Source organism: Pseudoclavibacter sp. AY1H1, assembly GCF_002931055.1.
Taxonomy (GTDB): domain Bacteria; phylum Actinomycetota; class Actinomycetes; order Actinomycetales; family Microbacteriaceae; genus Pseudoclavibacter.
The window spans coordinates 100,019-119,903 of sequence record NZ_PSXX01000012.1; the positions used below are offsets into that span (position 1 = coordinate 100,019).

Genomic DNA, 19,885 nt, shown 5'->3' on the forward strand with positions numbered 1-19,885 from the left:
GCTGACTTCCTGAAGGCTCATATGACAAAGACCGAACACCTTCCCAAGCTCGCACCAGGCTCGATGCGGATCATCCCGCTCGGCGGACTGGGCGAGGTCGGCCGCAACATGGCGACGTTCGAGATCGACGGCAAGATCCTCATCGTCGACTGCGGCGTGCTCTTCCCAGAAGAGACGCAGCCCGGCGTGGACCTGATCCTGCCCGACTTCGACTCGATCCGCGCTCGTCTGGACGACGTCGTCGGCATCGTGCTGACGCACGGACACGAGGACCACATCGGAGCGGTGCCGTACATCCTCCGCCTCAAGCCGGACATCCCGCTGATCGGCTCCACGCTGACGCTCGCCCTCGTCGAGGCGAAGCTCAAGGAGCACCGCATCAAGCCGTACACGCTCACGGTCGCCGAAGGGCAGATCGAGGAGATGGGGCCCTTCACGCTCGAGTTCGTGGCCGTCAACCACTCCATCCCGGATGCGCTCGCCGTGCACATCACGACGGACGCCGGCACGGTGCTCCACACGGGCGACTTCAAGATGGACCAGCTGCCGCTCGACGGTCGCCTCACGGACCTCCGCGCCTTCGCTCGCCTCGGCGAGGAGGGAATCGACCTCTTCATGGCCGACTCCACCAACGCCGAGGTCCCGGGCTTCACGCCGACCGAGCGCAACATCGGCCCGGTCATCGAGGACGTCATCTCGCGGACCAAGGGCAAGGTCGTCGTCGCGAGCTTCTCGAGCCACGTGCACCGCGTGCAGCAGGTCATCGACGCCGCCGCGGCCAACGGTCGTCGCGTCGCGCTCATGGGCCGCTCCATGGTGCGCAACATGGGCATCGCGTCCGAGCTCGGCTACCTCAACGTGCCGCAGGGCGTGCTCATCGACCACAAGAAGGCGCTCAATCTGCCCGACGACCAGATCGTCTTCATGTCGACGGGGTCGCAGGGCGAGCCCATGGCCGTCCTCAGCCGCATCGCGTCCAAGACGCACGCCATCGAGGTGGGGGAGGACGACACCGTCATCCTCGCCTCGAGCCTCATCCCGGGCAACGAGAACTCGGTGTTCCGCGTCATCAACGCACTCATCAAGCTCGGCGCGAACGTGGTGCACAAGGCGAACGCGAACGTGCACGTGTCCGGTCACGCGGCGGCAGGCGAGCTGCTCTACTGCTACAACATCCTGCAGCCGCGTCAGGTCATGCCCGTGCACGGCGAGATCCGACACCTCGTCGCCAACGCCGAGATCGCGAAGAAGTCCGGCATCGCGGACGAGAACGTGCTGGTCGTCGAGAACGGCGCCGTCATCGATATGCGGGACGGCATCGCGCGCCAGGTCGCGCAGCTCGACATCGGCTTCATCTACGTCGACGGATCCACGGTCGGCACCATCACCGACGCCGATCTCAAGGACCGCCGCATCCTCGCTGAAGAGGGGTTCATCTCCATCTTCACCGTCGTCGAGGCGGCCACCGGCAACATCCTCGTCGGCCCGGAGATCCACGCGCGCGGGTTCGCGCCGGACGAGGCCGTCTTCGACGACATCATCCCGGGCATCCAGAAGGCGCTCAAGGAAGCCGTCGAGGCGGGCAACTCGAACTCCTACCAGCTCTCGCAGGTCGTGCGACGCACGATCGGCCGCTGGGTCAACACGAAGCACCGCCGTCACCCGATGATCATCCCGGTGGTCATCGAGGCCTGACCTCAGGCCCCGGGAGTCGCCGATCTCGGCGGCTCTCGGGGCGTCATCCTCGATCCTGTCGGTGGCCGCGGGTACCTTGGGCACCATGGCCACAACTCCGTCCAACACCAAGCGAACCCCCGCGCCCAAGAAGCGGGCGAGCGCGGCAGCCGCGAAGGCGCCGGCGGAGACCGAGAAGCCGGGCATCGCGACCCGCGCCTGGATGGCCGCCGCGAACGTCGCCGGCCAGACCGCTCGGGCGCTCGGGCCCGAGACGCTCGAGAAGGACCAGCGGCGCGACGGATTCCCGTTCCTGCTCCTCCTGCTCGCGGTCATCGGCGGCGTGGTCGTCTGGTTCTTCCCCGGGAACGGCGTCGCCACGGCTCTGAACGACTACACGTTCGGCGGGTTCTTCGGCCGCGTCTCCTATGCGCTGCCCGTCGTGCTCGCGTTCTTCGCGCTCTGGCTCTTCCGGCATCCCTCCTCCGTGAGCGACAACGGGCGCATCGGCGTCGGCCTCTTCCTCGGGATCGTCTCGAGCTCCGCGATCTGCCACGTGCTCGCGGACAGCCCCGACCCCGTCAACGGCATGCCAGCGCTCGCCCTGGGCGGCGGAGTCCTCGGCTGGCTCCTCGGCGGCACTCTCGGTGTTGTCATCACCCCCATCGGTGCGGCCATCGTCGCGGGTCTCCTCATCCTGCTCTCCGTCTTCATCATCACGAAGACCCCGCCGCACAAGGTCGTCGTCAGGCTTCGCGAGCTGTGGGCCTGGATGTTCGGCATCGACGAGGAGTCCGCAGCCCACGCCCGCTCGGCGAAGGCCGGCAAGGCGGCGTCCGGCGACGACGAGAGCCTGCTCGGCGGAGAAGACCGCGGACGCTCGTCGGAGTCGGACCGCCTCCCGTGGTGGCGACGCAACGACTCCGGCCGCGAAGAGGACGTCGACTACGAGGAGCAGCCGTACGACACCGCCGTCGCCGACACCAAGAAGCACGAGCACCACCGCATCGATCCGGAGGCGACGACGACCGTTCTGCGCGGTCTCACCTCCGAGGACCCGGACAACGCGGTGACCGGACCGCAGCCGACCGCGGTCCTCTCCGGAGTGCGGATGGACGACGCCACCGATGTCATCGACGTCGCCGAGCCCACGCTCTTCTCGGCCACAGGGATCCAGGACGACTCGACGCCGACCGATCCGGACGAGTTCGCCGATCTCTTCGGGCCACCCGCAGCCGCGGCGCCGGCCACACCGGCGCCGACAGCCGCGACGGCAGAGCCTTCGGCCTCGGCGGAAGACGGAGCCGAGCAGTGGGATTCCCGCGACGCGGGCGCCCCGGGCCAGGCATACAGCCTCCCGGTGCAGTCGATGCTCTCGCGCGGTGCGCCGGCACTCGCGCGCACCGAAGCCAATGACCTCATCGTCGAGGCGCTCAACTCGACGTTCGCGCAGTTCAAGGTCGACGCGAAGGTCACGGGCTTCTCGCGCGGCCCGACCGTCACGCGCTACGAGGTCGAGGTGGCCCCCGGCGTCAAGGTCGAGCGCGTCACTCAGCTCTCCAACAACATCGCCTACGCGGTCAAGAGCAATCAGGTCCGCATCCTCTCGCCGATTCCCGGAAAGAGCGCCATCGGCGTGGAGATCCCGAACTCCGACCGCGAGGTGGTCTCGCTCGGAGACGTCCTGCAGTCCCCGGAATCGATCGCAGCGCGCCACCCCATGACGATCGGCGTCGGCAAGGACGTCGAGGGCGGCTTCGTGCTCGCGAACCTCGCCAAGATGCCGCACCTCCTCGTGGCGGGTGCCACGGGGGCCGGAAAGTCGAGCTTCGTCAACTCCATGATCGTGTCGCTGCTCATGCGCGCGACCCCTGCCGAGGTGCGAATGGTCCTCGTCGACCCGAAGCGCGTCGAGCTCACGCCGTACAGCGGCGTCCCGCACCTCATCACCCCCATCATCACGAACCCCAAGAAGGCGGCGGAAGCGCTGCAGTGGGTCGTGAAGGAGATGGAGATGCGCTACGACGACCTCGAGAGCTTCGGCTACCGCCACGTCGACGACTTCAACGCGGCCATCCGCTCGGGCGGCATCGTCCTCCCTGAGGGTTCGAAGCGGAAGCTCAAGCCGTACCCTTACCTGCTTGTCGTGGTCGACGAGCTCGCCGAACTCATGATGGTTGCCCCGCGCGACGTCGAGGACTCGATCGTCCGCATCACCCAGCTCGCGCGTGCCGCCGGAATCCACCTCGTACTCGCGACGCAGCGCCCGAGCGTCGATGTCGTCACCGGTCTCATCAAGGCCAACGTGCCGAGCCGCCTCGCGTTCGCGGTGACCAGCTCCACCGACTCGCGCGTCATCCTCGACCAGGTCGGCGCCGAGTCGCTCATCGGCCAGGGCGACGCCCTCTTCCTCCCATCGGGAGCCAACAAGGCTGCCCGCGTGCAGGGTGCCTGGGTCAACGACAAAGAGATCATGGAGATCGTGGCGCACGTCAAGCGCCAGGCGCAGCCCGAGTATCGAGCCGACGTCGCGCAGGTCGTGGAGAAGAAGGAGATCGATGCCGACATCGGCGACGATCTCGAGCTCCTGCTCGCGGCAGCCGAGCTGGTCGTGAACTCGCAGTTCGGCTCGACCTCGATGCTGCAGCGCAAGCTGCGCGTCGGATTCGCGAAGGCCGGCAGGCTCATGGACCTCATGGAATCCCGAGAGATCGTCGGTCCCTCAGAGGGGTCCAAGGCGCGAGACGTCCTCGTCACCGCCGAGGAGCTCCCCGGCGTGCTCGCGCGCATCCGCGGCCAGGACCCGGCGGCAGGTGCTCCGGCATCCAATGCGGCGTCGATGGCCGAGCAGGATGGCATGGCCGCGTCGTTCGACGCCGTCGCGGCCCAATACGATGGGCTGGAAGAAGTCGAAGCCGAAAGCGGCGACGACGACGCCTGGAGTCTGACAGGGCGCGACTAGCGAGAGGCACAACGATGACCGGCCGAATACTCCGCGGGGGCGATGGACCGGTGAGCAACTGGTGCGTGCCGAACCTCATCACCATCGCGCGCATCCTGCTCGTGCCGGTCTTCGTCTGGTTCCTCCTCCTCGACGAATCGAGCGACGGCCCTTGGCGCTGGGCGGCCGCGGTGCTCTTCATCGTCGCGATCGCCACCGACAGCCTTGACGGGCACATCGCGCGCAGCAGGAACCTCATCACGGACCTCGGCAAGCTGCTCGACCCCATCGCAGACAAGGCGCTCACCGGCACGGCACTCGTCATGCTGTCGGTGCTCGGAGAGCTGCCGTGGTGGGTGACGATCATCATCCTCGTCCGCGAGCTCGGCATCACCTTCTGGCGTCTCGCCGTCGCCAAGAAGCGCGTGCTCCCGGCCGGACGCGGCGGGAAGCTCAAGACCCTGGTCCAGGCCATCGCCATCTCGCTCGCCCTGCTCCCGCTCTGGGTCGTGTTCGGGGATTGGGTGCACTGGGTCAACGGGATCCTAATGTCCGCGGCGTTCATCCTCACGGTGTGGTCTGGTCTCGACTACCTGTGGGAGGCCTACCGGCCACAGAAGAAGAAGGCGCCCGAACTGCGGGCCGATGATGGGAGCACCCTGCGATGACCGGCGGAATCACACCAGCACTCCCACAGACGGTCGAGTTGGGGCGTGTCCTCCTCGAGGCCGGCCTCAGCATCGGCGTCGCGGAGTCCCTGACCGGCGGGGCGCTCGTCGCCGAACTCGTGAAGATCCCTGGGATCTCGGCGTCGCTGGCGGGCGGAATCGTCGCCTATCGCACAGAGCTCAAGCACTCGCTGCTCGGAGTCGACGAGGACCTGCTCGCGGAGCGGGGCCCGGTCGATCCTGACGTCGCTGCGGCGATGGCGCTCGGCGCTCGGACAGCGCTCGCAGCGGGTCGCGCCGATCGCCTCGACATCGGGCTGTCGACGACGGGGGTCGCCGGTCCGCAGGCGCAGGCCGGGCGAGCGCCCGGCATCGTCTTCGTGGGCATCTCCTCGCTCTTCGGCGATCGGGTGATCGACCTGGACTTCTCCTCGCTCGTTCGACTCGACGACCCCGAGGGCAGTCGGCAGCGCGTGCGTGGGGCGACGGTCGAGGCGGCTGTTCACAACGTGCTCGAAATGCTCGTGGAACACTGACGAGGTATCGTGGTCGGAGCCACACGAAGGTTGAGTCGGATCGCCTCAACATTCGGCTTTCTTTCAGGAATACCATCGGGGTTTGCTTGGTTGTTCTCAGCGTGACGAAGTCTCCACGAAGTCTCGTAAGTTACAGTTCTTGGCACACGGCAGTAAGGAGGACCCCGCTATGGTCCTAGCGCGTCAAGAGATCGGTGAAGTCCTGCGCGATGTGCGCCTGCGCAAGGGGCACACGCTCCGGCAGGTCGCGGGTCGCGCCTCGGTTGCACTCGGGTACCTGAGTGAGGTCGAGCGCGGGCAGAAGGAAGCCTCGAGCGAGATCCTCGCTTCGGTGGCCGAAGCCCTCGAGACCCCCCTCTCAACCATCTACCGCGAAGTGGGCGACCGTCTGGCCGTTCATGAGCGCTTTGAGACGAGCATCCCGGACACGGTTCCGGACGACCTGCTGCTCGGCATGCGCAAGCCGCTCGTCACTCGTTAGCGGGACGGCTTCGAAGGTACGTCCAACGGCGTCGCAGCATCTGCTGCGGCGCCGTCGGCGTACGCTTGGGGGATGCGCAAGAGCGAGTTCGACAGGGCCGTGGTCGATGAGTTCGGCGAGGCCTACGGGCGCTCGCTGATGAGAGACCTCGTGTTGGGGGCCCTCGGCGATCGCACCGCGAAGCAGGCCCTCGACGATGGCGTCGAGCCGCGTGCGATCTGGCTCGCGCTCTGCATCGACACCGGTGTTCCCGAGGGTAGGCGCCACGGAGTCGGCACGATAGATCCCGACCGTCGAGGCTGATCTCCGGCCCGCGCGACTCCGTGTCGGATCCGACACGCCTGCGGAATGTTCGAAGTCGTGTTCTAAGCGCGTAGGGTGTTCCTGTCGGACTCCTCGGAGACTTGTCCACAGTTGCAGGGTCTCGATCACCGAATGTCGGTGGTCGCCTCTACCGTGAAACTCGAGTAGCCAAGGAACCCGATCCGCCTTGTCGTCAGCGCTCTCCATCAGCGCGCGACAGCCGAGAGGCGACCGCCACATCCCGAGAGGATCACCACCATGCCAAACCCAGCAGACCGCGAAAAGGCGCTTGACGCCGCACTCGCTCAGATCGACCGCCAGTTCGGCAAGGGGTCGGTCATGCGCCTCGGAAGCGACGAGCGCGCACCCGTTGAGACCATCCCGACCGGCTCCGTCGCGCTCGACGTCGCCCTCGGCATCGGCGGACTCCCTCGCGGACGTATCGTCGAGATCTACGGTCCCGAGTCCTCGGGTAAGACGACCCTCACGCTGCACGCCATCGCGAACGCCCAGCGAGCGGGCGGCATCGCGGCGTTCATCGACGCCGAGCACGCCCTCGACCCCGAGTACGCGAAGAAGCTCGGTGTCGACATCGACGCCCTCCTCGTCGCTCAGCCAGACACCGGAGAGCAGGCGCTCGAGATCACCGACATGCTGATCCGCTCGGGCTCGGTCGACCTGGTCGTCATCGACTCCGTCGCAGCACTCGTGCCGAAGGCCGAGATCGAGGGCGAGATGGGCGACAGCCACGTCGGCCTGCAGGCACGCCTCATGTCCCAGGCGCTCCGCAAGCTGACGGGTGGTCTCAGCCAGACCAAGACCACAGCCATCTTCATCAACCAGCTGCGCGAGAAGATCGGTGTCTTCTTCGGCAGCCCCGAGACGACCGCCGGTGGCAAGGCGCTGAAGTTCTACGCCTCCGTCCGCCTCGATATCCGTCGTATCGAGACCCTCAAGGACGGCACGGAAGCCGTCGGAAACCGCACGCGAGTCAAGGTCGTCAAGAACAAGATGGCGCCGCCCTTCAAGCAGGCGGAGTTCGACATCCTCTACGGCGTCGGAATCTCTCGCGAGGGCTCGCTCATCGACTTCGGTGTCGAGCACGGCCTGGTGCGCAAGTCCGGCGCTTGGTACACCTACGAGGGTGACCAGCTCGGCCAGGGCAAGGAGAACGCCCGCAACTTCCTCATCCAGCACCCCGAGATCGCTGAGGAGATCGAACGCAAGATCCTGGCGAAGCTCGGCGTCGGGCAGTCTGCCGAGGCTCCTGCCGAGGCAGTCGAGGCACCACTGGCGCCCGTCGCCGACGCGAAGGTCGCTCAGCGGCGCGGCGCATGACCGACGACCTCGCTCCGGTGACGCCCCTCTTCGGGGCGTCACCGGAGGGGCGCAAACGCGGCCCCGCTGCCGCTGAAGCTCCGGCTGAAACACGCCCCTCGGCGCCTGAGGCCCCGGCGTCGGGCGTTCACACCGCAGCGGAGAGCGCTCCAAGACTCGTTTCCATCCCTGGCGGGCAAGGCGATACACAGGCTTTCACGGCCGTCGTGCCCGCTGGGATGGACTCGGAAGCTCGAGAGCGGCTCACCGCGGAGGCGCAGGAGACGCTCGTGCGGGCCCTTGCTCGCAGCGACCGGTCCACGGAGGAGGCGCGACGCCTCCTCCGGGCTTGGCGTGGTGAAGATCCCAAGGGTGCGCATGCTCCGGAGGACGGCACCGAGGAAGCCGCCGAGTTCGAAGAGTCCCTTCGCCTCGACGACGACGAGATCGAACAGGTCATCGAACGGTGCACGGAACTCGGCTACCTCGACGACCTGCGGCTCGCCGAGCTGCTTGTTCACAAGGCGCGAGACAAGAAGCACTCCGGCATCCAGGGAGTCGAGCGCGCGCTCCGAGAGCGCTTCATCTCGGCTGAGGCCATGACGGAGGCCCTCGCCGAAGTCGACCGTGACGACGAGCTCGAACGGGCTCGCGACCTCGCCGCCGACCGGCTTCGACGTGTCAAGGGCCTGGAGCCCGACGTCGCGATCCGGCGCATCGCCGGTTTCCTGTCACGACGCGGCTATTCCGCTGGTGTTGCCTTCAACGCGGCACGCGAAGTCGTGCAGGGCGGACCGAGGTCAGGCAGGTCTTCGAGCGGTTCAGCCGGCGTGTTCTTCGGCGCCACGCCCGTCGAGTAGCGCCAGCGCCACTCGCTGGCCCTCGGCGTCGCGCGTCACCTCGAGGCGGACAAGCGCCTCCTCGAGGGCTCGGCGGGCGGCAGCCGGGGCACCGGCACGGTCATGCGCCTCTGCGAGCACGAATCCGACTCGGCCAGCGGCGCGCAGATCACGTTCCGCTTCGAGCGCAGAGATCGCCGCCATAGCCTGAGCCGTCGCCCCTGCCGGGTCTCCGTCACGCAACGAGGCGCGCGCTCGCCGCACCAGAACGATCGCAGCCTCCTGCTCATGCTCGGCAACCGGCGCAAGATGCACTGCAGCGATCTGCAGGCCAGCATCGAACCCGGCGAAAACCGCGGCACCCGACGGAAACGAGACGGACGACAGGGCCAGGAGCACCTCACTTCGACCAGCGAACGCCACAGCAACCGCCGCTTCCGAGCTCGCGGCTGCGGCGGGGGCCACGACCTCGTCGATCCAGCGATCCCACGCGAAATCACTCTGCCGGTACTGGTCGCGCAGCCCCGCGTCGCACACGATCAGCAGACCGTGACGGGGCTCGACCACCGGTATCTCGCCCTGCAGCTCGCCAGGCAGCGAATGCCAGTACGCCTCCTCGCGGGGCGCATCGCGCCAGCGCTCGGGCTCGTCGTTCGTCGAGACCGTGAGCGCTTCCACTCGCGAGGCCCCAGACGCATCCGACACCACCGTCGTCGTCGCAGCCAGCGGGCCGCCGCTCGTCCGGAGGACCAGGCCATCGACACCGTTCTCACCGCCAGCGGGACCTACGTACAGAGCCCCGCTCGGGGCCGAGATCGCAGCGACCCGCGCACCATGAGCCTCCACTGGGCCGGCATCGGTCTGCAGCAGACCTCGCTGAAGAGCAAGAGAAGTTGCTGGCGTGACGCCGTCATCTGAGGTCATGGCTCGCATCCCGTCAGCGTAGCGGTGGGAATGGCCAGGCGTGAAGCGAACGTAGAATTGACGGATCATGAGCGAGACAGCCACACCCATCGCATCATCCCCGGCAGCACTCAAGCCGGACGGTACTCCGCGGAGCTACGAGGTGCGCACTCTGGGCTGCCAGATGAACGTGCACGACTCCGAGCGCATGTCCGGATCCCTTCGTGCGGCAGGCTACGTCGAAGCCGACGGAGCCGACCCGGACATCGTCGTCATCAACACCTGTGCGGTTCGAGAGAACGCCGACAACCGGCTCTACGGCAACCTCGGCCAGCTCGCCGCGATCAAGCGCGAGCACGAGGGCATGCAGATCGCCGTCGGCGGATGCCTCGCGCAGAAGGACCGCGGGACGATCCTCGAGAAGGCCCCATGGGTCGACGTCGTGTTCGGCACGCACAACATGGGTGCGCTCCCGAGTCTCCTCGAGCGAGCCCGGCACAACGAGGAAGCACAGCTCGAGATCCTCGAGTCCCTCGACGTGTTCCCCTCCACACTTCCGACGAAGCGTGACTCGACCTACTCGGGGTGGGTCTCGATCTCCGTCGGCTGCAACAACACCTGCACGTTCTGCATCGTCCCATCTCTGCGGGGCAAGGAGAAGGACCGCAGGCCAGGCGATGTCCTGAACGAGATCCAGGCGCTCGTCGACGATGGCGCCATCGAAGTCACCCTCCTCGGGCAGAACGTCAACTCGTACGGAGTCGAGTTCGGCGACCGGCAGGCGTTCAGCAAGCTCCTGCGTGCCGCTGGCAGCATCGATGGGCTCGAGCGGGTGCGCTTCACCAGCCCGCACCCGGCGGCCTTCACGCAGGACGTCATCGACGCCATGGCCGAGACACCCAACGTGATGCCCCAGCTGCACATGCCGCTGCAATCGGGCTCCGACCGCATCTTGAAGGCCATGAGGCGCTCCTATCGAAGCGCCAAGTTCCTCGGCATCCTCGACAGCGTCCGCGAGCAGATGCCTCACGCCGCGATAACGACGGACATCATCGTCGGCTTCCCCGGCGAGACCGAGGAAGACTTCGCAGAGACGATGCGTGTCGTCGAGGCGTCCAGATTCGCGAGCGCATTCACCTTCCAGTACTCCATCCGGCCAGGAACACCGGCCGCGACGATGCCCGATCAGGTGCCGAAGGCAGTCGTGCAGGAGCGCTACGAGCGACTCATGAAGCTGCAGGATCGCATCAGCCGGGAAGAGAACGAGAAGCTGATCGACAGCGTCCAGCGCATCCTGGTCAGCGCAGCAGAAGGCAAGAAGGACGACGAGACACACCGCATGTCGGGACGCTCGGAGGACAACCGGCTTGTGCACTTCTCGCTCCCAGACGGCGCAGAACGTCCACGACCCGGTGATGTCGTCACCGCTGAGATCACGGGAGCGGCATCGTTCCACCTCGTCGCAGATGCCACATCGAGCCGCCTCGACGTCCGTCGCACGAGAGCGGGGGACGCCTGGGACCGCTCGCTTGCCGAGAGCTGCGCAGTCCCCGCGCCGGCCGGGGCACCTGCTCGCGTCTCGCTCGGACTCCCGACGATCCGGCGCGGCTGAGCGTGTTCATCGCCATCGGGGGAGCAACCGGCACGGGGAAGTCGCAGCTGTCGCTGGACATCGCCGCCCGCCTGCGCGCCTCCGGGCGCGGAGCTCAGGTCATCAACGCCGACGCCATGCAGCTCTATCGGGGCATGGATGTCGGAACCGCCAAGCTCGCCCCCGAAGACCGTGAGGGGGTGCCGCATCACCTGCTCGACGTGCTCGATGTCACGGAAGACGCGAGTGTCGCCTGGTATCAAGAGCGGGCTCGAGGGCTGATCGAGGAGATCGAGGCCGAGGGAGATGTGCCCATCCTCGTTGGGGGCTCTGGGCTCTACATCGCGGCCGTCTGCTTCGATCTGCGCTTTCCAGGGACCGACCCCGCCGTGCGAGCCGAACTCGAGGCGGAGCTGCAGCTCGAGGGTCCCGGTCCGCTCTTCGCGCGGCTCCGTGCACTCGACCCCCAGGCCGCGGCCACAATCGACGCGCGCAACGGACGGCGCCTCGTGAGGGCGCTCGAGGTGATCGAGGTCACGGGGGAGCCGTTCAGCGCTCAGCTGCCTGACCAGGAAGCCAGATGGCGGGACGTGACGTTCGCCGTCGTCGAAGAGCACCGGGAGGTGCTCACCCCCAGGCTCGGCGCCCGCGTCGAGCGCATGTGGGAGTCGGGGCTGCTGGAGGAGACGCAGGCGCTTGCCGAGGCCGGGCTGGAGCAGGGCGGCACCGCCAAGCGCGCGATCGGGTACCAGCAGGCACTCGCGGAGCTTCGGGGCGAGATGAGCCGTGCCGAGGCGATCGCGGAGGCGCAGCTCTTGACCCGGAAGTACGCCAGACGCCAGGTCTCCTGGTTCCGACGCTACGAGAGCGCGGTCCGCGCCCAGAGCGGGGAGGGGTTCGCGGCGCAGCGCATCCTCCAGGCCGCCGGACTCTGACCGGGAGACCACGCACGGCGCACACGGGGATCGAGAGTTCCGTAGCATTGGCCCCATGACACAACTCGCGTTCACCAAGGCGCAGGCCACCGGCAACGACTTCGTCCTCGTCTCCGACCCGGACGGGGAGCTGGACCTCGGGCCTCAGCGCGTGGCGCGGCTGTGCGATCGCAATTTCGGTGTCGGCGCAGACGGTCTCATCCGAGCGGTTCGCTCGCAGAACCTCGCTGAAGGGCGCGAGCTGCAGGCAGCCCACCCCCTGGCTGAATGGTTCATGGACTACCGCAACGGCGACGGATCGATCGCGGAGATGTGCGGCAACGGGGTGCGCGCGTTCGCGCGCTTCCTCACGGAAACAGGGCTGGTGACCCTTGAGGCGGGTGAGCGGCTGGAGATCGGCACGCGTGCCGGTCTGCGGGTCGTCGAGCGAGACGGCACGGGCTTCAAGGTCGACATGGGGCCGTGGCGCCTCGAAGGTGGCGAGCCGCTCGTCACCGTCCCGCACATCGGCGTCTCACGCCCGGGGCTCGGGATCGATGTCGGAAACCCTCACGTCGTCGTCGCGCTCTCGAGCGAGGAAGAGCTCGAGCGGCTCGAGCTCTTCCATGCACCGCTCATCGATCCAGCCCCTGAGCTGGGAGCCAACGTCGAGTTCGTCGTCCCGCACGACCAGCTCGTGCAGGACGGCGTCGGGCACATCCGGATGCGCGTGCACGAGCGGGGCGTCGGCGAGACCCTCTCCTGCGGCACCGGGGCCGTCGCGTCAGCACTGGCGGTTCGCTACTGGGCGGGCGCTGGCGCGCCGGATGCCTGGTCGGTCGGTGTGCCGGGTGGCGTGCTGCAGGTGACGGTCGGAGCTGTCGACGGCGTCGAGCATGTCTTCCTGGCGGGGCCGGCCGAGATCGCCTTCACTGGCAGTATCGAGGACGAGCTCGCTAGCGAACTCGCCTCACCCGCAGCACTCTGAAGCCCGCGTCCGTCGAGTGCCGCTCGACGGACAGCTCTGGTCCGAACTGCGCCGCGATCCAGGACTGCAGTGAGTCGCCGCCGAGCTTCTTGGCGACGACGAGCCAGGCTTCTCCCTCGGCGCTGAGGCGCGGCAGCCACGCGGAGAGCAGCTCGTGCAGGGCCTCTTTGCCGATTCGGATGGGCGGGTTCGACCAGATGAGGTCGAAGGTCGTGTCCTCGGGGACATCCTCGGGGCGTGTCGGCGTGATGTTGTCGAGTCCGAGGGCCTGCGCGTTCTCACCGGTGAGCAGCAGCGCCCGTTCGTTGACGTCGACGGCCCGCACGTCCAGTTCGGGCGACTCGAGTGCGAGTGCGAGTGCGATCGGTCCCCAGCCGCACCCGAGGTCCAGCGCGGTTCCGGTCGAGGGCGGCGGGGGTGCTGCGTGCAGGAGCGCCTGGGTGCCGCGGTCCACGTGCTCAGGGCTGAAGGTACCGCCTGCCGTGATGACGGTCACCGTTCGGCCCCGGAGGTTGGCGACGACGCGTCGCCGCTCGAGAGGCCCGTCCGGGGTTGCTGAGAAGTAATGCTGAGCGGTCACCCCTAGACGCTAGCACCGGCGTAGAATAGTACGAATATGCGAGATTCTGAGACTCCTCCAGGCGAGAGCAACGACGCGATCGACCGAATCCTCCGAGCCGCGAAGGAACCGGGCGCCACGATGACCCTGTTCTCCTCCGGCAGAGCGCAGGCGCTGCAGGACGGCGCCAGCACGAGCTATGACGGCGAGGCCGACGGCGACCAGCTCGAACGAGAAGCCAGGCAGTCGCTGCGACGAGTCGAGAGCCTGCGAACGGAACTCGAGGACGTCACCGAGGTCGAGTACCGCAAGGTGCGCCTCGAGCGGGTCGTGCTCGTCGGCGTCTACCGCAGGAACTCCCTCGAGGAGGCCGAGAACTCGATGCAGGAGCTGGCCGCGCTCGCCGAAACTGCGGGAGCCGTCGTCCTCGACGGCGTGCTGCAGCGTCGGCCGAACCCCGACCCCGCCACGTACCTCGGCCGAGGCAAGGTCGCTGAGCTCAAGGAGATCGTCGCGGCGCTCGAAGCCGACACGGTGGTCGCCGACACCGAGCTCGCGCCCAGCCAGCGTCGCGCGCTCGAAGACGAGATCAAGGTGAAGGTCATCGACCGCACCGCGGTGATCCTCGACATCTTCTCCCAGCACGCCAAGAGCCGCGAGGGCAAGGCGCAGGTCGAGCTGGCGCAGATGGAGTACATGCTCCCGCGCCTTCGCGGATGGGGCGAGTCGATGTCCCGGCAGGCCGGTGGCCAGGTCGGCTCCGGCGGTGCCGGCATGGGGTCACGAGGCCCTGGAGAGACCAAGATCGAGCTCGACCGTCGGCGCATCCGCACGAAGATGGCCAAGCTTCGCCACCAGATCGCCGACATGAAGGATTCGCGTGACGTGAAGCGCGCGACCCGACAGCGCAACCAGGTTCCGGCCGTCGCGATCGTGGGGTACACGAACGCCGGTAAGTCGAGCCTCCTCAACCGCATCACGCATGCGGGCGTCCTGGTCGAGAACGTTCTCTTCGCGACCCTCGACGCGACGGTGCGCAAGGCGGCGACGGAAGACGGTCGCCCCTACACGATTGCCGACACGGTCGGCTTCGTGCGCAACCTGCCCCACCAGCTGGTCGAAGCCTTCCGCTCGACGCTCGAGGAGCTGCAGGCTGCCGATGTCATCGTGCATGCCGTCGATGCCTCCCACCCGGATCCCGCCGCGCAGCTCGCCACGGTGCGAGACGTCATCGGAGAGGTCGAAGCCCACGATGTTCCCGAGATCGTGGTCTTCACGAAGGCCGACCTGGTCGATAGCGATCGACGCCTCGAGCTCCAGGGGCTCGCCCCCGACGGCCTCTTCGTCTCCGCGCACACGGGTGAGGGCATCGACCTGCTGCTCGGGCGCATCGCCGAGCTCCTGCCAACCCCCGAGGTGACCATCGAGGTCCTTGTGCCCTTCGAGCGCGGCGATCTCGTCTCCTACCTGCACGAGCGAGGTGCCGTGCTCGAGCTCGAGCACGTGGAGAGCGGCACGCGGCTCAAGGCCCGGGTCCACCCCGACCAGCTCGGACTGTTCGAGGCGTTCGCGGTCGCAGGCTGACGCACACGCCTCAGTCCTCCTGAGGGAGGCATGCAGAAGAGCGGCGAGCCCATCGGGCTCGCCGCTCTTCTGCATCTGCTGACGTGTGCAGGCGCCGGTGCTTCCGGCTGCTCTCAGATGGAGCGGAGGACAGCGACGACCTTGCCGAGGATCTCGGACTCATCGCCGAGGATGGGCTCGAAGTCGCTGTTGCGGGGGAGCAGCCAGATGTGGCCGTCACGCTTGCGGAAGGTCTTGACCGTGGCTTCTCCGTCGAGCATCGCGGCGACGATGTCGCCGTTCTCCGCGTTGCGCTGTGACCGCACGACGACCCAGTCGCCGTCGCAGATGGCAGCATCGATCATCGACTCGCCAACGACACGGAGCAGGAAGAGCTCTCCCTTGCCGACGATCTGACGGGGGAGCGCGAAGACGTCTTCGACCTGCTGCTCCGCCGTGATCGGGATGCCGGCTGCGATCCTGCCGACCACCGGGACGAACGCGGCCTCAGCCGTCTCGTTGGAATCGCCATCGTCGGTGTGGTCGAAGTGCACCAGCACCTCGAGGGCGCGGGGCATGCCCGGATTGCGCTTGATGTAGCCGAACTTCTCCAGCTGGCCGAGCTGGTGGGTGACGCTCGACAGGGAGACGAGGCCGACTTCGTCGCCGATCTCGCGCATGCTCGGCGGGTACCCGCGCGTGCGCACCGACTCCATGATGCAGGTCAGGATGCGCTCCTGCTTCTCGGTCAGTTTTCTGTAGATGTCGCTCGCTGGCTTCTTGGCCATGTCGTCTCCGTCCGCTCTCCGACACGGAATGTCGGTGGCAGGTGATGCACTGCCTGATAGCGCCAACCCTACCGAGGGTGCACGCAGGTACGAAACATTTCTTCGAGTGTTGTGGATGAAAGTTCGAGAGATTCGAACTGGAAGCCTTGACTTGGCACTTTGTTCGTAGCTATATTCAGTACATACATTCGACCACTCGAAGATGTGGACGAATCAGGAGGAATCATGAACACCACTGCCGTTGCACCACTCCGCCTCACCGTCCGAGGCCGTCGTGTCCTGCTCGCCATCGCTGCGCTGCCCGTCGCCGCAGCCATCGCCCTCGGGGCCACGCACATGAACTCCGCGGCGGCCTCGAGCGACGCCGCAGGCGTCGAGTTCGAGTACGTCACCGTCGGCGCTGGCGACACGCTCTGGGGCATCGCCGAGGAGGTCGCGGGCGATTCCGATATCCGCGACGTCATCGTCGAGATCTCCAAGCTCAACGCTCTTGAGAACGGCACGGTTCAGGCCGGGCAGCGCCTCGCCCTCCCACTCGACTGAGTCCACAGCCCATTCCAGGCGCAGACCGCGTCGTAGGCTTGTGCGGTGACCTCGTTCGAAGACCTGCCCATCCGTGACGACCTCCGCGGACTCACCCCCTACGGAGCGCCGCAGCAGCCGGTGCGCGTTGCCATCAACGTCAACGAGAATCCGCACCCCGTGCCGGAGGTCGTGGCCAGGCGAATCATCGAGGCGATCGCCCGCGAGCTCCCCGGACTCAATCGCTACCCGGACCGCGAGTTCACGAAGTTGCGCGAGCAGCTGAGCGTCTACCTGGGCCGGGGCATCGGTCCCGAGCAGGTGTGGGCCGCCAACGGCTCGAACGAGATCATGCAGCAGCTGCTGCAGGTCTTCGGTGGCCCCGGGCGCAGCGTGCTCAGCTTCACACCCAGCTACTCGATGTACCCCCTTCTCGCCAGAGGGGTTGGGTCCGAATGGATTCCGGTGTCACGCGCTGACGGCTTCGCGCTGACCGCGGACCTCGTCGCGGAGGCACTTCGTCGAGAGCGCCCCGACATCACCATCATCTGCACGCCGAACAACCCCACGGGCACCGTCACCGATCTCGACGTGATCGCGGCTGCGTACGACGCGACCGACGGCATCCTGATCGTCGATGAGGCCTACGCCGAGTTCCTCCCTGATGGTCGGGAGACCGCGCTCTCCCTTCTCCCGGGTCGCGAGCGGCTCGTGGTCTCGAGGACCATGAGCAAGGCGTTCGCCTTCGCTGGCGCCCGCGTCGGGTACTTCGCGGCTCACGAGGCCGTCGTCGACGCCGTCCGACTCGTTCGGCTGCCGTACCACCTCTCCGCGATCACCCAGGCCGCCGCGACCGCAGCGCTCGAGTGCTCGGAGATCATGCTCCAGCAGGTCGACGCCATCCGCGAGCAGCGCGACCGCCTGCTGGTGGAGCTGCCCCGTCTTGGCTACAGGCCGTGGGAGTCTGGCGCGAACTTCGTGCTGTTCGGCGACGTCGCGGATCCCGCGGATACGTTCCAGCAGCTCCTCGACCGCGACATCCTGGTGCGGGATGTCGGCATCCCGAACGCGCTTCGGGTGACCGCCGGGACGCGCGCGGAGACGAGCGCGTTCCTGGCCGCACTCGCCGAGATCACCGATGCAGGGAAGGCCTAGGCTGGAGCGATGACCACGACGCCACGCACCGCGACCGTCTCACGCGCGACGAGCGAGTCCTCGATCGAGCTGAGCCTGAACCTCGACGGGACCGGCATCGCCGACATCCAGACGTCGGTTCCGTTCTATGACCACATGCTGAACGCCTTTGCGAAGCACTCGCTGACCGATCTCACGATCCGTGCGACGGGTGACACGGAGATCGACGTGCACCACACGGTCGAGGACACGGCGATCGTGCTCGGTCAGGCGATCCGCCAGGCCCTCGGCGACAAGTCGGGCATCGCGCGCTACGGCGATGCGAGGGTGCCGCTCGATGAGTCGCTCGCCGAAGCCGTCGTCGACATCTCGGGGCGTCCGTTCCTCGTGCACACCGGGGAGCCGGAGGCCTTCATCTACCACCTCATCGGCGGGCACTTCACGGGCGCGATGGTGCGTCACGTCTTCGAGGCGATCACGTTCCACGCCGGTCTGACGGTGCACGTCGAGGTCATCCGCGGGCGCGACCCGCACCACATCGCCGAAGCGGAGTTCAAGGCGTTCGCCCGTGCGTTCCGCGCGGCCAAGCGACTCGACCCGGAGGTCGTGGGCATTCCTTCGACCAAGGGCGCGCTGTGACTTCAGTCGCACGTCCGCGGGTGGTCGTCGCTGACTACGGCTCGGGCAACGTTCACTCCGCCGTGAAGGCGCTCGAAGCGGCTGGTGCTGAGGTCGAGCTGACGGCCGACCGCGCTGCCGCCGCCGACGCCGACGGCTACGTCGTGCCAGGTGTCGGGAGCTTCGCTCACGTCATGGAGGCCATCAATCGTCAGCGCATCGGGGAGATCGTCGGCCGGCGCCTTGCAGGGGGGCGCCCCGTGCTCGGCATCTGCGTCGGCATGCAGATCTTCTTCGACGGCGGCATCGAGGGTGGCAGGCGAGCCGAAGGTCTGGGCGAATGGCCGGGCGAGGTGACCGAACTGCGGGCAGAGGTCCTTCCGCACATGGGATGGAACCTCGTCGACCCCCCGGCCGACTCGAAGCTCTTCGCCGGCATTGCTCGCGAGCGCTTCTACTTCGTACACTCGTACGCGGCGCATGAGCTCCCGCTCGACCCGCATCCGAAGGCCCGCCCGGTGCTCGTGACCCATGCCGAGCACGGCGAGCGCTTCATCGCGGCAGTCGAGAACGGCCCGTTGTCGGCGACGCAGTTCCACCCGGAGAAGTCCGGCGAGGCTGGCGTGCGCCTGCTTCGGAACTGGATCGAGACGCTGCCGAAGCGCGCCTAGTGCTGCTGCATCGGCGCGCTGCACCGCCGCCTGCCGATACGCTATTGCCCGGACTGCCAGGGCATCCCCTTTCGGCGTCGATGCCCCGGCGCCTCAGAACGAGAACAAGGAACCTACGCGCGTGAGCGAATTCAACACGTCACCGGAGCTCGTGCTCTTCCCCGCAATCGACCTCGCCGGCGGCAAGGCGGTTCGTCTGGTTCAGGGCGAGGCCGACTCCGCCACGAACTACGGCGATCCTGTGGATGCGGCGGAGGACTGGATCGAGCAGGGTGCGGAGTGGATCCACCTCGTGGACCTCGACGCGGCCTTCGGGCGCGGGGAGAACCGCAGTGTCATCAAGCGCGTCATCCGGGCGGCCAAGCACGTCAATGTGGAGCTGTCCGGCGGGATCCGTGACGACGAGTCCCTCGAGCGTGCGGTGGACGCCGGTGCGCGCCGCATCAACCTCGGCACCGCCGCGCTCGAGAATCCGGAGTGGGCGGCGAACGTCATCGCTCGCTACGGCGAGCTCATCGCCGTCGGCCTCGACGTGCGTGGCACCACGCTCGCGGCTCGCGGCTGGACGCGCGATGCTGGTGACCTCTGGTCGGTACTCGAACGGCTCGAGGAGGCCGGTTGCGCACGTTACGTCGTGACCGACGTGACGAAGGACGGCACCCTCCAGGGCCCGAACCTCCAGCTCCTCAGCGACATCCTCGACCGGACCGACCGTCCCGTCGTCGCCTCTGGCGGCGTTTCGAGTCTCGACGACATCGCGGCGCTGCGTGGCCTCGTGCCGCAGGGCCTCGAGGGCGCGATCATCGGCAAGGCGCTCTACTCGGGGGCCTTCACGCTCGTCGAAGCGCTCGACGTCGCATCCTGACTCGAGAGGT

20 protein-coding genes are annotated in these 19,885 nt (G+C 67.5%); 17 read left to right on the forward strand and 3 right to left on the reverse strand.

Features of this window, described 5'->3' with window-relative positions; translation table 11 throughout:
• Positions 1–21: 21 nt before the first annotated feature.
• The 8 genes from C5E05_RS16260 to C5E05_RS16295 all read left to right on the forward strand — a co-directional run bounded on the left by C5E05_RS16260 (position 22) and on the right by C5E05_RS16295 (position 8,780).
• Entirely contained in the window at positions 22–1,695 is a 1,674-nt protein-coding gene (locus tag C5E05_RS16260; RefSeq protein ID WP_104240863.1) for a ribonuclease J, read from the forward strand.
• 85 nt (positions 1,696–1,780) lie between these two features.
• A complete protein-coding gene (locus C5E05_RS16265; protein ID WP_104306362.1) occupies positions 1,781–4,636 on the forward strand; it encodes a DNA translocase FtsK in 2,856 nt (951 codons plus the stop codon).
• 14 nt (positions 4,637–4,650) lie between these two features.
• On the forward strand, positions 4,651–5,283 hold the full coding sequence (gene pgsA / locus C5E05_RS16270) for a CDP-diacylglycerol--glycerol-3-phosphate 3-phosphatidyltransferase (RefSeq protein WP_104240865.1): 633 nt from the start codon (positions 4,651–4,653) through the stop codon (positions 5,281–5,283).
• Positions 5,280–5,819, forward strand: a complete 540-nt coding sequence (locus C5E05_RS16275) for a CinA family protein (protein ID WP_104240866.1) — start codon at positions 5,280–5,282, stop codon at positions 5,817–5,819. The genes pgsA and C5E05_RS16275 overlap by 4 nt, the downstream gene beginning before the upstream one ends.
• A gap of 169 nt (positions 5,820–5,988) precedes the next feature.
• Entirely contained in the window at positions 5,989–6,300 is a 312-nt protein-coding gene (locus tag C5E05_RS16280; protein ID WP_104240867.1) for a helix-turn-helix domain-containing protein, read from the forward strand.
• Between the two features lie 72 nt (positions 6,301–6,372).
• A complete protein-coding gene (locus C5E05_RS16285; RefSeq protein WP_104240868.1) occupies positions 6,373–6,603 on the forward strand; it encodes a DUF3046 domain-containing protein in 231 nt (76 codons plus the stop codon).
• A gap of 258 nt (positions 6,604–6,861) precedes the next feature.
• Positions 6,862–7,941, forward strand: coding sequence for a recombinase RecA (gene recA / locus C5E05_RS16290; RefSeq protein WP_104240869.1), 1,080 nt, complete (start codon positions 6,862–6,864; stop codon positions 7,939–7,941).
• Between the two features lie 218 nt (positions 7,942–8,159).
• The gene (locus tag C5E05_RS16295) at positions 8,160–8,780 is read left to right on the forward strand and encodes a regulatory protein RecX (RefSeq protein WP_181059691.1); all 621 of its coding nucleotides are present in this window, start codon (positions 8,160–8,162) and stop codon (positions 8,778–8,780) included.
• Here C5E05_RS16295 and C5E05_RS16300 read toward each other — a convergent pair.
• Positions 8,742–9,683 (reverse strand): hypothetical protein, encoded by a 942-nt coding sequence (locus C5E05_RS16300; RefSeq protein ID WP_146081154.1) that lies wholly within the window; start codon positions 9,681–9,683, stop codon positions 8,742–8,744. The genes C5E05_RS16295 and C5E05_RS16300 overlap by 39 nt on opposite strands.
• Before the next feature lie 67 nt (positions 9,684–9,750).
• On the opposite strand from C5E05_RS16300, the gene miaB reads away from it, so the two are divergent.
• Genes miaB through dapF form a run of 3 tightly spaced genes read left to right on the forward strand, consistent with a single transcriptional unit; the run spans position 9,751 to position 13,155 of the window.
• The gene (gene miaB / locus C5E05_RS16305; RefSeq protein ID WP_104342514.1) at positions 9,751–11,274 is read left to right on the forward strand and encodes a tRNA (N6-isopentenyl adenosine(37)-C2)-methylthiotransferase MiaB; all 1,524 of its coding nucleotides are present in this window, start codon (positions 9,751–9,753) and stop codon (positions 11,272–11,274) included.
• Between the two features lie 2 nt (positions 11,275–11,276).
• On the forward strand, positions 11,277–12,188 hold the full coding sequence (gene miaA / locus C5E05_RS16310; protein ID WP_258063801.1) for a tRNA (adenosine(37)-N6)-dimethylallyltransferase MiaA: 912 nt from the start codon (positions 11,277–11,279) through the stop codon (positions 12,186–12,188).
• 55 nt (positions 12,189–12,243) lie between these two features.
• Positions 12,244–13,155, forward strand: coding sequence for a diaminopimelate epimerase (dapF, locus tag C5E05_RS16315; protein WP_104298962.1), 912 nt, complete (start codon positions 12,244–12,246; stop codon positions 13,153–13,155).
• Here dapF and C5E05_RS16320 read toward each other — a convergent pair.
• A complete protein-coding gene (locus tag C5E05_RS16320; RefSeq protein WP_104240875.1) occupies positions 13,124–13,735 on the reverse strand; it encodes a class I SAM-dependent methyltransferase in 612 nt (203 codons plus the stop codon). The two genes, dapF and C5E05_RS16320, sit on opposite strands and share 32 nt — an antisense overlap.
• A 36-nt stretch (positions 13,736–13,771) precedes the next feature.
• Between C5E05_RS16320 and hflX the strand changes: the two genes are divergently transcribed.
• Entirely contained in the window at positions 13,772–15,298 is a 1,527-nt protein-coding gene (hflX, locus tag C5E05_RS16325; protein ID WP_104240876.1) for a GTPase HflX, read from the forward strand.
• A 113-nt stretch (positions 15,299–15,411) separates the two neighbouring features.
• Here hflX and lexA read toward each other — a convergent pair whose 3' ends face one another.
• Positions 15,412–16,065 (reverse strand): transcriptional repressor LexA, encoded by a 654-nt coding sequence (gene lexA, locus C5E05_RS16330; protein WP_104240877.1) that lies wholly within the window; start codon positions 16,063–16,065, stop codon positions 15,412–15,414.
• A 225-nt stretch (positions 16,066–16,290) separates the two neighbouring features.
• Here lexA and C5E05_RS16335 point away from each other — a divergent pair, with 225 nt between their 5' ends.
• From C5E05_RS16335 to priA, 5 genes are all read left to right on the forward strand, one after another.
• Positions 16,291–16,608, forward strand: a complete 318-nt coding sequence (locus tag C5E05_RS16335; protein WP_104240878.1) for a LysM peptidoglycan-binding domain-containing protein — start codon at positions 16,291–16,293, stop codon at positions 16,606–16,608.
• A gap of 45 nt (positions 16,609–16,653) precedes the next feature.
• The gene (locus C5E05_RS16340; protein ID WP_104342515.1) at positions 16,654–17,742 is read left to right on the forward strand and encodes a histidinol-phosphate transaminase; all 1,089 of its coding nucleotides are present in this window, start codon (positions 16,654–16,656) and stop codon (positions 17,740–17,742) included.
• Positions 17,743–17,751: 9 nt separating this feature from the next.
• Positions 17,752–18,360, forward strand: coding sequence for an imidazoleglycerol-phosphate dehydratase HisB (gene hisB / locus C5E05_RS16345; protein ID WP_104342516.1), 609 nt, complete (start codon positions 17,752–17,754; stop codon positions 18,358–18,360).
• Positions 18,357–19,010: an imidazole glycerol phosphate synthase subunit HisH gene (gene hisH / locus C5E05_RS16350; RefSeq protein WP_104298967.1), complete on the forward strand. Its 654-nt coding sequence runs from the start codon at positions 18,357–18,359 to the stop codon at positions 19,008–19,010. Before hisB ends, hisH begins: the two co-directional genes overlap by 4 nt.
• A gap of 121 nt (positions 19,011–19,131) precedes the next feature.
• Entirely contained in the window at positions 19,132–19,875 is a 744-nt protein-coding gene (gene priA, locus C5E05_RS16355; RefSeq protein ID WP_104298968.1) for a bifunctional 1-(5-phosphoribosyl)-5-((5-phosphoribosylamino)methylideneamino)imidazole-4-carboxamide isomerase/phosphoribosylanthranilate isomerase PriA, read from the forward strand.
• The last annotated feature ends 10 nt before the right edge of the window (positions 19,876–19,885 follow it).

Excerpts from the sequence above, each read along its gene's own strand:
- C5E05_RS16260 (WP_104240863.1), top strand. The coding sequence starts at position 22 with ATGACAAAGACCGAACACCTTCCCAAGCTCGCACCAGGCTCGATGCGG.
- C5E05_RS16265 (WP_104306362.1), top strand. The coding sequence starts at position 1,781 with ATGGCCACAACTCCGTCCAACACCAAGCGAACCCCCGCGCCCAAGAAG.
- pgsA (WP_104240865.1), top strand. The coding sequence starts at position 4,651 with ATGACCGGCCGAATACTCCGCGGGGGCGATGGACCGGTGAGCAACTGG.
- C5E05_RS16275 (WP_104240866.1), top strand. The coding sequence starts at position 5,280 with ATGACCGGCGGAATCACACCAGCACTCCCACAGACGGTCGAGTTGGGG.
- C5E05_RS16280 (WP_104240867.1), top strand. The coding sequence starts at position 5,989 with ATGGTCCTAGCGCGTCAAGAGATCGGTGAAGTCCTGCGCGATGTGCGC.
- C5E05_RS16285 (WP_104240868.1), top strand. The coding sequence starts at position 6,373 with ATGCGCAAGAGCGAGTTCGACAGGGCCGTGGTCGATGAGTTCGGCGAG.
- recA (WP_104240869.1), top strand. The coding sequence starts at position 6,862 with ATGCCAAACCCAGCAGACCGCGAAAAGGCGCTTGACGCCGCACTCGCT.
- C5E05_RS16295 (WP_181059691.1), top strand. The coding sequence starts at position 8,160 with ATGGACTCGGAAGCTCGAGAGCGGCTCACCGCGGAGGCGCAGGAGACG.
- C5E05_RS16300 (WP_146081154.1), bottom strand. The coding sequence starts at position 9,683 with ATGACCTCAGATGACGGCGTCACGCCAGCAACTTCTCTTGCTCTTCAG.
- miaB (WP_104342514.1), top strand. The coding sequence starts at position 9,751 with ATGAGCGAGACAGCCACACCCATCGCATCATCCCCGGCAGCACTCAAG.
- dapF (WP_104298962.1), top strand. The coding sequence starts at position 12,244 with ATGACACAACTCGCGTTCACCAAGGCGCAGGCCACCGGCAACGACTTC.
- hflX (WP_104240876.1), top strand. The coding sequence starts at position 13,772 with ATGCGAGATTCTGAGACTCCTCCAGGCGAGAGCAACGACGCGATCGAC.
- lexA (WP_104240877.1), bottom strand. The coding sequence starts at position 16,065 with ATGGCCAAGAAGCCAGCGAGCGACATCTACAGAAAACTGACCGAGAAG.
- C5E05_RS16335 (WP_104240878.1), top strand. The coding sequence starts at position 16,291 with ATGAACACCACTGCCGTTGCACCACTCCGCCTCACCGTCCGAGGCCGT.
- hisB (WP_104342516.1), top strand. The coding sequence starts at position 17,752 with ATGACCACGACGCCACGCACCGCGACCGTCTCACGCGCGACGAGCGAG.